The 12,260-nt window shown below is 68.6% G+C and carries 9 protein-coding genes; 8 read left to right on the forward strand and 1 reads right to left on the reverse strand.

Features of this window, described 5'->3' with window-relative positions:
• Window positions 1-168: 168 nt before the first annotated feature.
• Window positions 169-2,325 (reverse strand): 4Fe-4S dicluster domain-containing protein, encoded by a 2,157-nt coding sequence (locus tag R9X44_RS19325; RefSeq protein WP_319815594.1) that lies wholly within the window; start codon window positions 2,323-2,325, stop codon window positions 169-171.
• 292 nt (window positions 2,326-2,617) lie between these two features.
• On the opposite strand from R9X44_RS19325, the gene R9X44_RS19330 reads away from it, so the two are divergent.
• The 8 genes from R9X44_RS19330 (at window position 2,618) to clpB (ending at window position 11,761) form a co-directional block, all read left to right on the forward strand.
• On the forward strand, window positions 2,618-3,307 hold the full coding sequence (locus R9X44_RS19330; protein ID WP_319815595.1) for a hypothetical protein: 690 nt from the start codon (window positions 2,618-2,620) through the stop codon (window positions 3,305-3,307).
• Window positions 3,308-3,317: 10 nt separating this feature from the next.
• Window positions 3,318-4,040 (forward strand): hypothetical protein, encoded by a 723-nt coding sequence (locus R9X44_RS19335; RefSeq protein WP_319815596.1) that lies wholly within the window; start codon window positions 3,318-3,320, stop codon window positions 4,038-4,040.
• 42 nt (window positions 4,041-4,082) lie between these two features.
• Complete coding sequence (locus tag R9X44_RS19340; protein ID WP_319815597.1) at window positions 4,083-4,811, forward strand: hypothetical protein; 729 nt, start codon at window positions 4,083-4,085, stop codon at window positions 4,809-4,811.
• Between the two features lie 267 nt (window positions 4,812-5,078).
• Window positions 5,079-6,920, forward strand: coding sequence for a molecular chaperone DnaK (gene dnaK / locus R9X44_RS19345; RefSeq protein ID WP_319815598.1), 1,842 nt, complete (start codon window positions 5,079-5,081; stop codon window positions 6,918-6,920).
• Window positions 6,917-7,474, forward strand: coding sequence for a nucleotide exchange factor GrpE (gene grpE, locus R9X44_RS19350; RefSeq protein WP_319815599.1), 558 nt, complete (start codon window positions 6,917-6,919; stop codon window positions 7,472-7,474). Before dnaK ends, grpE begins: the two co-directional genes overlap by 4 nt.
• 71 nt (window positions 7,475-7,545) lie before the next feature.
• On the forward strand, window positions 7,546-8,712 hold the full coding sequence (gene dnaJ, locus R9X44_RS19355) for a molecular chaperone DnaJ (protein WP_319815600.1): 1,167 nt from the start codon (window positions 7,546-7,548) through the stop codon (window positions 8,710-8,712).
• Window positions 8,713-9,138 carry a heat shock protein transcriptional repressor HspR gene (locus tag R9X44_RS19360; RefSeq protein WP_319815601.1) on the forward strand — a complete coding sequence of 142 codons (426 nt, stop codon included), beginning with the start codon at window positions 8,713-8,715 and terminating at the stop codon, window positions 9,136-9,138.
• Window positions 9,139-9,166: 28 nt separating this feature from the next.
• A complete protein-coding gene (gene clpB / locus R9X44_RS19365; protein ID WP_319815602.1) occupies window positions 9,167-11,761 on the forward strand; it encodes an ATP-dependent chaperone ClpB in 2,595 nt (864 codons plus the stop codon).
• Window positions 11,762-12,260 lie beyond the last annotated feature (499 nt).

Genomic DNA, 12,260 nt, shown 5'->3' on the forward strand with positions numbered 1-12,260 from the left:
TTCGCGTACCCGGCCCCCGGAAACCCCAGGTCATGCCGCGAAAGGCGAAGCGCCCCTTCGCCGGACAATGGAAACACCGCACGCCCGCAGCGAGGCGGTACACGACCAAACCGAAGAACGCCCGCCCCCGGGAAGGGAACGGGCGTTCAGACGGTCAGGCTGACGGCGTCACTCCGCGGCAGCGGTGACGGCCGGCTCCCCCTTGATGGACTTCAGGAGCAGCTGGGCCACGTCCACGACCTCCAGGGACTCCTTGGCCTCGCCGGAGCTCTTCTTCTCGTTGATGGCGTCGCCGAGCATCACGAGGCAGAACGGGCAGGCGGTGGACACGGTGTCCGGGTTGGTCTCCAGGGCCTCGTCGACGCGCTCGGTGTTGATGCGCTTGCCGATGCGCTCCTCCATCCACATGCGCGCGCCGCCGGCGCCGCAGCAGAAGCCCTTGTCCTTGCAGCGGTGCATCTCCTGCGTCTTGACGCCGGGGACCTTCGCCATGATGTCGCGCGGCTGCTTGTACACCTTGTTGTGACGGCCCAGGAAGCACGGGTCGTGGTAGGTGATGTTCTCCTCGATCGCGGTGACCGGGACGAGCTTGCCGTTGTCGACGAGGTCGGCGAGCAGCTGCGTGTGGTGGACGACCTCGTAGTGGCCGCCGACCTGCGGGTACTCGTTGGCGAGGGTGTTGAAGCAGTGCGGGCAGGTCGCGACGATCTTCTTGACGCCCGCGTCGTTCAGCGTCTCGACGTTCTGCTGCGCCATGCCCTGGAACAGGTACTCCATGCCCAGACGACGGGCCGGGTCACCGGTGCACGCCTCCATCGGGCCGAGGACGGCGAACTTGACGCCCGCGGTGTGCAGGAGTTCCGCGACGGCCTTGGTGGTCTTCTTCGCGCGGTCCTCGAGGGCCCCGGCGCAGCCGACCCAGAACAGGTACTCGGCGTCCTCGGGGATCTTCTCGTCGATGACCTCGACCTCGAAGTCGAGCTCCTCGATCCACTCGAGGCGCTTCATCTCGCCCATGCCCCACGGGTTGCCCTTGTTCTCGAGGTTGCGCAGCATGACGCCGGCCTCGGACGGGAAGGACGACTCGATCATCGCCTGGTAGCGGCGCATGTCGAGGATGTGGTCGATGTGCTCGATGTCGACGGGGCACTGTTCGACGCACGCGCCGCAGTTGGTGCAGGACCACAGGACGTCGGGGTGGATGACGCCGTCTTCGCCGACGAGCGGCTTGTCGACCTCCATGGCGAGCTTCTGCTCGTCGGTGAAGGCTGCCTTCTGCTCGTCGGTGGCGAGCATGTAGGGCGCCTTGTGGAAGGCGTGGTCGCGCAGCTCGAGGATGAGGAGCTTGGGCGACAGCGGCTTCTCGGTGTTCCAGGCGGGGCACTGGGACTGGCAGCGGCCGCACTCGGTGCAGGTCGCGAAGTCGAGGAAGCCCTTCCAGGTGAAGTCCTCGATCTTGGAGCGGCCGAAGAGGTCCTCGTCGGGGTCGGCCTCTTCGAAGTCCAGCGGGGTGCCGTCGGGCTTGGTGACGGGCATCGCCGCGCCGAGGCCGTTCGGGCGGCGCTTGTACAGGACGTTCAGCGGCGCGATGAAGATGTGCAGGTGCTTGGAGTTCACCACGATGACGAGAAACACGAGCGCGACGCCGATGTGCGCCAGGAGGCCGACGGAAGCCAGGACCTTGAGGGTGGTCTCAGAGAAGCCGTCGAGGAGGAGCCCGGTGAGGTAGGAGCCAAAGGCCGCCTTGCCGAACGGGAAGTAGTGCTGGCCGGTGACGGTCTCCAGCGCGGCGAGGGTGCCGCGGAAGAAGAACATCGTCCAGATCACGTTGAAGATCATGAACAGGATCAGCCATGCGCCGCCCAGGTGCGAGCCGAAGAAGCGGGACTTGCGGCCCTTGGTCTTCGGCGCGTTCTTGAACCTGATGATCGCGAAGGTGAGCAGGCCCAGGGCGCACATCACGGCGATGAAGTCCTGGATGAACCCGATCGGTCCCCACGTCTGGACGAACGGGATGTGGGTCTCGAGCCCGAACAGGAGCGCGACGCCGGCTTCCAGGTACACGGTGGCGAGCAGGAAGAACGCCCACATGACGAAGAAGTGGGCGAGTCCCGCGACCGTCCACTTGAGCAGCTTCTTCTGCCCGAGGACCTCGGTGACCTGTCCTTCGACGTCGCCCTTCGGGTCGCGCTTGACGCTCGCCACCCTGTCCGGAGCGGGCTGTCCGCTTCTGAACAGTTTGACGAGGAAGAGCACGCGCTTCCCGGCGAGCGCTAGTGCGACCGCCGTTCCGGCGAGCCCGATGATCAATGTGATCAGGAACACTGTTCCGTCCTCCTGGGGTACGGCCATTGGCTGAAGCGTAGGGCTCGCCGCCAGCTTGATCTCACGCGGGGTCCCAAATTGTACCGACCAGTAACTTATCAAGCCAGGGCCGTGCGCTCGCACCGTAGTGGACCGCTCAAGGTACGAGGTACCCCGCGTTTCCCGTTCGTGACACAACAGACCTTGGAATGGGCGATTTGTGAGGTTAGTCTCAGCGACGCCCCCATCCCCAGGAGCACGCCGAGGCGAAGCAGCCTCACCCGGCTATCCCACCCCCCAAGGAGCCGTGTTCATGCGTCGCGTCATCGCCTCAGGATTCGCCGCGGTGGCCCTGAGTCTCGGAATGGCCGCCACCCCCGCGCAGGCCGCCAACCCCTACACCCCCTCCGAAGCCGACTTCGCCGACTGCCCCGCGAAGCCCGCGGGCGCGTCCGGCTGGACGTGCTTCGTCATGACGGCGCTCGACGGCCAGTTCCGCCTGAAGAACATGAAGGTGCGGATCACCTCCCCGTACCGGCTCACCATCGGCCAGGGCACCGTGAACGGCGCGAAGGTCGCCGTGCTCGGCTCCTTGAAGGGCGACCCTATGCCCTTCGTGACGGGCATCCTCGGAACGCCGCTGGAGATTCCCGACCCCACGGGCTGGCAGGTCAAGATCGAGGCCACCGGGCAGGTCTCGCCGGGCGTCCTGCTGCCGTCCAAGGTCGGCCTCAAGGCCAGGCTCATCGGCGACGGACTGGGCCCGAACTGCTACATCGGGTCGAACGCCGCCCCCGTCGTCATCTCCCCGCGCGTCCAGTGGACGCTGCCGTGGCTCGTGGACGGCAAGCTCCTCACCCAGGCCAAGGCATATGACGACGTCTTCGCCATCGACTGGGCCACCGGCTGCGAAAGCCAACTCCCGAACGTGCTGATCGGGGCGGCGAACGCCACGAGCAACCACTTCGACGTCACGTGGGCCATCCGTCACAAGACCCTCTAAGGACGCTGCGATGAGATTCCGCCGTACCGGGGTCGTCCTTGGCGCCCTCGCCCTCGCGCTCGGCCTTGCGGCTCCCGCCAACGCCGCCGAGCAGTCCTATGTACCCTCCCCCGTCGACTTCGCCGACTGCCCCGCCAAGCCGGCGGGCGTGACGGAGTGGAACTGCTACGTCTCGATCGCCCTCGAGGGCGGCTTCACCCTCGGGACCAACAGGCACGTCCGCATACTCCTCGACAAGCCGCTGCGCGTCACCGCCGCCGAGGGCAAGGCGGCGAACGGCGCCAAGGTGACGGCTTGGGGCGGCATCACCCAGCCGCAGAACTTCAAGGTCGTGACGGTCATCCCGGGCACGAACGTGATCCTCTCGACGCTCCCGGAGATCGAGGGAAGGCTCGTCGGGGTGGGGCTCAACAGGCCCGACTCCATCCACGAGTTCAAGGTGCGTTTCCAGCTGTGGAGCCCGGGCGGCCTGCTCGGGCCGAACTGCACGATCGGCACGGACGCCGCGCCGGTCGTCCTCAAGCCGCAGAGCACGGTGTCGCTGCCGTGGCTGTTCTGGCTGACCCCGGGCATCAAGATCTGGGGCAACGAGAAGCAGTTCGCCCTTCCGGCGTCCACCGGCTGCTCCACCTATCCCCTCCTGGGCCACCCTGACGACCTGCTAGGGCTGCCCGCCGCCTCCGGCGTCAGCTCCGCGGACTTCGTCTGGGCGGTCCGCCAGAAGAAGTTCTGACGCTTCTTCCCCGCACACCCCACCCCCCTCCGGGAGCACCCCATGAAGAAGCTGCTTCGCCGCGCCGCGACCGGGGCGGCCGCCCTGGCCGCCGCGGCCGCGCTCGTCCCCGCCGCACCCGCGGCGGCCGAGAACGGCTACGTCCCGTCCGAGGCCGACTTCGCCAACTGCCCGGTCAAGCCCGCGGGCGCGACGGACTGGACCTGCTTCGTCTCGACGGTCATCGACGGGACCATCGACATCGGCTCCGTGCGCGTCATCGTGGACAAGCCGATCCAGCTCGTCACCGCACAGGGCAAGCTCGCCGACGGCACGGCGGTCGCCAAGGTCGGCGGGCTCAGCAGCGGTGAGCTGACGATCCAGACGCCGCTCCTGGGCACCCCCATCTACACCCAGGACCTCACGGGCACGAAGGTCAAGATCGAGACGACGGGATCGGTCGTCCCGGGCACGGTCATGCCCAAGGAGTTCGGGGTGAAGTTCCGCTTCCTGCACCCGTTCCTCGTGGGCTCCTGCTACGTCGGCAGCAACTCCGCGCCGATCACGGTCAAGCCGCGCATCGGCCTCGCCCTGCCGGAGGTCCGCGAGGGCCTTCTCTTGGCAAAGGTCTGGACGACCGACACGGCCTTCGCGCTGCCCGCCGCGTCGGGTTGCGGGCTGATCCCGGGCGGGCTCGTCGACCTGATCGTCAACGACCGCTTCAAGCTGCCGAACGCCGCGGGCACCAACAAGGCGGCGTGGAACTGGATCGTCCGGCACAAGACCATGTAGCCGATCTCAGCCCCCTCCCCGCCTCCGGACGGTCCCCGCGACCGTTCCACCAGGCCGAACGGGCCCGCCGCCTGCACCCCCGACAGGCATGGCGGGCCCGTTCTTCGTTTCCCGGACGAGCGGGTACATCCCGGAATAGGCTGCGTCACACCGGTGTTCCAGCAACTAAGTTGAGCTTGCTTGACTCAACTCATTTGACAGCACCCGACGCGCGGGGCATTCTGGGATCAGTCAGAGCCCCGATGAGACAGACGGAGGAAGCGGACGATGGCACGTGCGGTCGGTATCGACCTCGGGACGACCAACTCGGTCGTCGCGATTCTGGAGGGCGGCGAGCCCACCGTGATCGCAAACGCGGAGGGGTCGCGGACCACGCCGTCCGTCGTGGCCTTCGCGAAGAACGGCGAGGTGCTCGTCGGTGAGGTCGCCAAGCGGCAGGCCGTCACCAACGTGGACCGGACCATCCGCTCGGTGAAGCGGGAGATCGGCACCGACTGGAAGGTCGGGATCGACGGCAAGGACTTCACCCCGCAGCAGATCAGCGCGTTCGTGCTGCAGAAGCTGAAGCGCGACGCCGAGGCGTACCTGGGCGAGAAGGTCACCGACGCGGTGATCACCGTCCCGGCGTACTTCAGCGACCACCAGCGGCAGTCCACCAAGGAGGCCGGCCAGATCGCGGGGCTGAACGTCCTGCGCATCATCAACGAGCCGACCGCCGCCGCGCTGGCCTACCACCTGGAGCGCGAGGGCGAGGCCACGATCCTGGTCTTCGACCTCGGCGGCGGCACCTTCGACGTCTCGCTGCTCGAAGTCGGCGACGGCGTCGTGGAGGTCAAGGCCACCAGCGGCGACAACCACCTGGGCGGCGACGACTGGGACAACAAGATCGTCGACTGGCTGGTCACCAACTTCAAGAACGCCCACGGCGTGGACCTGTCCAAGGACAAGATGGCGCTCCAGCGCCTGCGTGAGGCCGCGGAGAAGGCGAAGATCGAGCTGTCCTCCTCCACGGAGACCACGATCAACCTGCCCTACATCACGGCTTCGGCCGAGGGCCCGCTGCACCTCGACGAGAAGCTCACCAGGGCCGAGTTCCAGCGACTCACCTCGGATCTGCTCGACCGCTGCAAGGCGCCGTTCCAGCAGGTCATCAAGGACGCCGGGATCACCGTCGACAAGATCGACCACGTGGTCCTGGTCGGCGGCTCCACCCGCATGCCCGCGGTGACCGAGCTGGTCAAGGAGCTGGCCGGCAAGGACCCGAACAAGGGCGTGAACCCCGACGAGGTCGTCGCGGTCGGCGCGGCCCTGCAGGCCGGCGTCCTGAAGGGCGAGGTCAAGGACGTCCTGCTGCTCGACGTCACCCCGCTGTCACTCGGCATCGAGACCAAGGGCGGCATCTTCACCAAGATCATCGAGCGGAACACCACGATCCCGACCAAGCGCTCGGAGACCTTCACCACGGCCGACGACAACCAGCCGTCCGTGGAGATCCAGGTCTACCAGGGCGAGCGCGAGATCGCGGCGTACAACAAGAAGCTCGGCACCTTCCAGCTCACCGGCCTGCCGCCCGCGCCGCGCGGCGTCCCGCAGATCGAGGTCGCGTTCGACATCGACGCCAACGGCATCGTGAACGTCTCGGCCAAGGACCTCGGCACCGGCAAGGAGCAGTCGATGGTCATCTCCGGCGGCTCCGCGCTGCCGAAGGACGACATCGAGCGGATGATGCGCGAGGCCGAGCAGTACGCCGAGGAAGACCGCAAGATCAAGGAGCAGGCCGAGATCCGCAACCAGGCGGAGACCCTCACCTACTCGACGGAGAAGTTCGTCAAGGAGAACGAGGACAAGCTGCCGGAGGACCTCAAGAAGGAGGTCACCGACAGCATCGCCGAGGTGCGCAAGAACCTCGAGGGCACCGACACCGAGCTGATCAAGTCCTCGGCCGAGAAGCTGGCGCAGTCCTCGCAGAAGCTCGGCGCGGCCCTGTACGCCCAGCAGCAGTCCGAAGGCGCCGCCGACGCCGCCGCCCCTGGCGCTGACGACTCCAGCGCGCAGGACGACGAGGTCGTGGACGCCGAGATCATCGACGACGACAAGGACGCCAAGTGAGCAGTTCTCAGGAAGAACCGGTGATCCGCGACTCGCGGCGCATCGATCCTGAGACGGGCGAGCTGCGGACCCCTTCCGAGCAGGAGGAGTCCGCGGCTCCGGCCGACGAGGCGGTCGATGAGTCCTCCGCGGAGCTGCGCGAGCAGCTTGAGGAGCGCACCAGGGACCTTCAGCGGCTCCAGGCCGAGTACGTGAACTACCGCAAGCGGGTGGAGCGCGACAGGGTGGCGGTCCGGGAGCAGGCCATCGCGGGCGTGCTCACCGATCTGCTGCCGATCCTCGACAGCGTCGACAAGGCGCGCGAGCACGACGAGCTCGTCGGCGCGTTCAAGTCGGTGGGGGAGTCCCTGGAGACGACCCTCGGCAAGTTGGGGCTCGAGCGTTACGGGGCGGTCGGCGATCCGTTCGACCCGAACGTGCACGAGGCCCTCACCCACGTCCCGTCCGCGGACGTGGAGGAGGAGTCGGTGCTGGAGGTCTACCAGCCCGGATACCGGATCGGCGAGCGAGTCGTCCGGCCGGCCCGTGTGGTCGTGGCCGGACCGCAGACCTGAACTGACACCTGCCCCGGGGGCGGCGGCACGCCCCCGGGGCAAGATCCGAAGCACATTTCGAAGGGGAGCCGGTGAGCACCAAGGACTACCTTGAGAAGGACTATTACAAGTCCCTCGGTGTCGCCAAGACCGCCACCCAGGACGAGATCAAGAAGTCCTACCGGAAGCTCGCTCGCAAGTACCACCCCGACGCCAACAAGGGCGACGCCGAGGCCGAGGAGCGGTTCAAGGAGATCTCCGAGGCTTACGACGTCCTGTCCGACGACAAGCGCCGCAAGGAGTACGACGAGGTCAGGGCCTACGGGGGCGCGTTCCGTGGCGGCGGCGCGGGCGCGGGCCCGCAGGGCTTCGACCTCAACGACCTGTTCGGCAACGCGCCGGGCGGCGCGGGGGCCGGGGAGCGGCTGGGCGACCTCTTCGGCGGCCTGTTCGGCAGGGGCGGCGGCCAGACCCGCACCACCTCGACGCGCCGGCCGCGCCGCGGCCAGGACGTCGAGTCGGAGGTGACCCTGACGTTCAGCGAGGCGCTGAACGGCATCACCGTCCCGCTCCGCCTGTCCTCCGAGGCCCCCTGCGCGACATGCCGGGGCACCGGCGCGAAGGCGGGCACCCTGCCCCGGGTCTGCCCGTACTGCGACGGCACCGGCCAGGAGACCCGCAACATGGGCGGGTTCGGCTTCGCCGAGCCGTGCAGCCACTGCCACGGCCGGGGCATGGTCGTCGACGACCCGTGCCCGACCTGCCACGGCAGCGGCCGCGCGGTCAGCACCCGCACGATCCAGGCGCGCATCCCCGCGGGCGTGAAGGACGGCCAGACGATCCGGCTCAAGGGCAAGGGCGCGCCCGGCGAGAACGGCGGCCCGGCCGGAGACCTGCTGGTCAAGCTGAAGGTGTCCGGGCACTCGGTGTTCGGCCGCGACGGCGACAACCTCACCGTCACCGTCCCCGTCACGTTCCCGGAGGCGGCGCTCGGCGCGGAGATCATGGTGCCGGTCCATGGCGGCCAGCCCGTCAAGCTCCGCATCCCCGAGGGCACGCCGAACGGGCGCACGTTCCGGGTGCGCGGCCGCGGCGCGACCCGCCGCGACGGCACCAAGGGCGATCTGCTCGCGACCGTCGAGGTGAACGTGCCGCAGAAGCTCACCGAGGAGGAGCGCGGGGCGCTCACCGAGCTGTCCCAGACCCACCGCGGCGACGACCTGCGCCAGAGCCTGGTGCAGCAGGCAAGGGAGGGGTAAGTGGAGTTCCCCGACGACACCCCGGTCTATGTCATCTCGATCGCGGCGCAGCTGTCGGGACTGCACCCGCAGACGCTGCGTACCTACGACCGCATGGGGCTCGTCTCCCCCGGCCGGGCCTCCGGCCGGGGCCGCAGGTACTCCGCGCGCGACATCGCGGCGCTGCGCGAGATCCAGCGGCTCTCCCAGGAGGAGGGGGTCAACCTGGCGGGCATCAGCAAGATCCTCGAACTCCAGCGGGTGAACGACGAGCTGCGCGACGAACTCGCGCGGCTGCGTCGGCTTGTCGAGGACATGGGCAGCGAGCTGGAGTCCACCCGCGCGGTGGCCGCGAGGCTGGCGCAGATGCGCGGGGAGGGGCGCGGGGGCGACCTCGTCCCGATTCGCCAGACCGGGGTCGTGCTCTGGCGGAAACAGCAGGATTGACGGTTTTTCGAACGCGGGGGTTGAGCCAATGGACTACAAGCTGACCAACAAGAGCCAGGACGCGGTCTCGGTCGCGGTCCGCAGGGCGGCCTCGGAGGGCAGCCCCCAGGTCGAGCCGGCGCATCTGCTGGCGGCGCTGCTGGCGCAGAACGAGGGCACCACGGTGCCGCTGCTCGAGGCGGTGGGCGCGGACCCGTCGGCGATCCGGCGGCGCACCGAGGAGCTGGTCGCGGGCCTGCCGAAGGCGCAGGGCTCGACGGTCTCCGCGCCGCAGACGTCGCGGCAGCTGCTCGCCTCGCTGAACACCGCGGCCTCGCGCGCCCGCCAGCTCCAGGACGAGTACGTCTCGACCGAGCACCTGCTGGTGGGCCTGGCGACGGACGGCGGCCAGGTCGCCGAGCTGCTGCGCGAGTACGGCGCGAACCCCGACGCCCTGCTCGACGCGTTCGAGAAGGTGCGCGGGCACGGCCGCATCACCAGTGAGAACCCCGAGGACACGTTCCAGTCGCTGGAGAAGTACGGGGTCGACCTCACCCAGAAGGCGCGCGACGGCAAGCTCGACCCGGTCATCGGCCGGGACGGCGAGATCCGCAGGACAGTCCAGGTCCTGTCGCGGCGCACCAAGAACAACCCTGTGCTCATCGGCGAGCCCGGCGTCGGCAAGACCGCGGTGGTCGAGGGGCTCGCCCAGCGGATCGTCACCGGCGACGTGCCCGAGTCGCTGCGCGACAAGCGGCTCATCTCGCTCGACCTCGGCGCGATGGTCGCCGGCGCGAAGTTCCGCGGCGAGTTCGAGGAGCGCCTGAAGGCGGTCCTGAACGAGATCAAGGAGTCCGAGGGCCAGATCATCACGTTCATCGACGAGCTGCACACCGTGGTCGGCGCGGGCGCGGCCGAGGGCGCGATGGACGCGGGCAACATGCTGAAGCCGATGCTGGCGCGCGGCGAGCTGCGCATGATCGGCGCGACGACGCTCGACGAGTACCGCGAGCGGATCGAGAAGGACCCGGCGCTCGAGCGGCGCTTCCAGCAGGTTTTTGTGGGCGAGCCCTCGGTCGAGGACACCATCGCGATCCTGCGCGGCCTCAAGGGCCGGTACGAGGCGCACCACCAGGTCCAGATCTCCGACTCCGCGCTCGTCGCGGCGGCCACGCTGTCGGACCGTTACATCACCTCGCGGTTCCTGCCGGACAAGGCGATCGACCTCGTCGACGAGGCGGCGTCCCGGCTGCGGATGGAGATCGACTCGCGTCCCGTCGAGATCGACCAGCTCCAGCGCACGGTCGACCGGATGAAGATGGAGGAGATGGCGCTCGCCAAGGAGTCCGACGAGGCTTCGAGGCAGCGGCTTGAGAAGCTGCGCGCGGACCTCGCCGACAAGCAGGAGCACCTGCACGGCCTCGTCGGCCGCTGGGAGCAGGAGAAGGCCGGCCTGAACCGCGTCGGCGAGCTGAAGAAGAAGCTCGACGACCTGCACAGCCTCGCCGAGCGGGCACAGCGCGAGGGCGACTTTGAGACCTCGTCGCGGCTGCTTTACGGCGAGATCCCGTCGCTGGAGAAGGAGATCTCCCAGGCGTCGGAGGACGCCGAGACGCGCGGCGCGATGGTGAAGGAGGAGGTCGGCCCCGACGACGTCGCCGACGTGGTCTCCGCCTGGACGGGCATCCCCGCGGGGCGGCTCATGGAGGGCGAGACCGCCAAGCTGCTCCGCATGGAGGACGTCATCGGCGGCCGCCTCATCGGGCAGCACGACGCCGTCGTCGCGGTCTCCGACGCGGTGCGCCGCTCGCGCGCGGGCGTCGCCGACCCCGACCGTCCGACCGGCTCGTTCCTGTTCCTCGGCCCGACCGGCGTCGGCAAGACCGAGCTGGCCAAGGCGCTCGCGGACTTCCTGTTCGATGACGAGCGCGCGCTCACCCGCATCGACATGTCGGAGTACTCCGAGAAGCACAGTGTCGCCCGGCTCGTCGGTGCACCTCCCGGTTACGTGGGGTATGAGGAGGGCGGGCAGCTCACCGAGGCGGTCCGGCGCAGGCCGTACAGCGTGGTGCTGCTCGACGAGGTCGAGAAGGCGCACCCCGAGGTCTTCGACCTGCTGCTCCAGGTCCTTGACGACGGCCGCCTCACCGACGGCCAGGGCCGCACCGTCGACTTCCGCAACACCATCCTCATCCTCACCTCCAACCTCGGGTCCCAGTACCTTGTCGACCAGTCGCTGAGCAAGGACGAGCAGCGCGAGGCGGTGATGAAGACCGTGCGGATGGCGTTCAAGCCGGAGTTCCTGAACCGGCTGGACGACGTCATCGTCTTCGACGCCCTCTCGCAGGACGAGCTCGCCGAGATCGTCGACCTCCAGGTCCACCGCCTCGCCGACCGCCTCGCCGACCGCCAGCTCTCGCTGAAGGTCTCGCCGGACGCGCGGGCGTGGCTCGCCCGCACGGGCTTCGACCCGGCTTACGGCGCGCGTCCGCTGCGCCGCCTTGTGCAGACCTCGATCGGCGACCAGCTCGCCAGGGGCCTGCTGTCGGGGGAGATCCGCGACGGCGCGGAGGTCACCGTCGAGGTGGATCCGGCGACGGACAAGCTCGTCGTGCGCTCCACGGTGCCGCTCAGCAAGCGCTGAGCCGCCTTTCCAGGCCCGCTTTCCCACCCCGGGAGGCGGGCCTTTTCCTTTCCCGTCGATGAATTTCCGCGGCCCGCCGATAATGGGTTGACTTCCCGCGCGGGGACGGGCTAATGTTCTGGCCATGGAGATCTGATCCTTCCGGTAGCAGCCGCTCAGCGGCTCCCGCAGCACGGCTGAGAGCCCGTGGCGTCGCCCAACGCGCCGCCGTAGGCGGGCGTACAGCGCTCGTTGTCCTGACGCCTCACCCGTGCCCTTCCCTTACTGAGACCTCGCGCTTCGACGGCGTTCGCCGTCGGCCTCGCGCGGCGTCCCTTTTCTTCGGAACCTTTTCCGGAATTCTTCCGTGCCTTCGGCGTGAAATGCGCTGTGCGCGACTTCTGAATACCGCTGTGCCGGGTGTTCCTTTGTCGTGCCGCCATTCGTTGCCTGAGCGCGCGATTCTTTCCGCACTTCTTCGAGGAGTCGCCCATGCCTGCTACCGGCCTGCCCTCATTTC

Source organism: Actinocorallia sp. A-T 12471, from assembly GCF_033875155.1.
Taxonomy (GTDB): domain Bacteria; phylum Actinomycetota; class Actinomycetes; order Streptosporangiales; family Streptosporangiaceae; genus Actinocorallia.

Bases quoted from the DNA above. Each gene is read 5' to 3' on its own strand.
- dnaK (WP_319815598.1), top strand. From the start codon at position 5,079: ATGGCACGTGCGGTCGGTATCGACCTCGGGACGACCAACTCGGTCGTC.
- R9X44_RS19340 (WP_319815597.1), top strand. From the start codon at position 4,083: ATGAAGAAGCTGCTTCGCCGCGCCGCGACCGGGGCGGCCGCCCTGGCC.
- clpB (WP_319815602.1), top strand. From the start codon at position 9,167: ATGGACTACAAGCTGACCAACAAGAGCCAGGACGCGGTCTCGGTCGCG.
- R9X44_RS19330 (WP_319815595.1), top strand. From the start codon at position 2,618: ATGCGTCGCGTCATCGCCTCAGGATTCGCCGCGGTGGCCCTGAGTCTC.
- R9X44_RS19335 (WP_319815596.1), top strand. From the start codon at position 3,318: ATGAGATTCCGCCGTACCGGGGTCGTCCTTGGCGCCCTCGCCCTCGCG.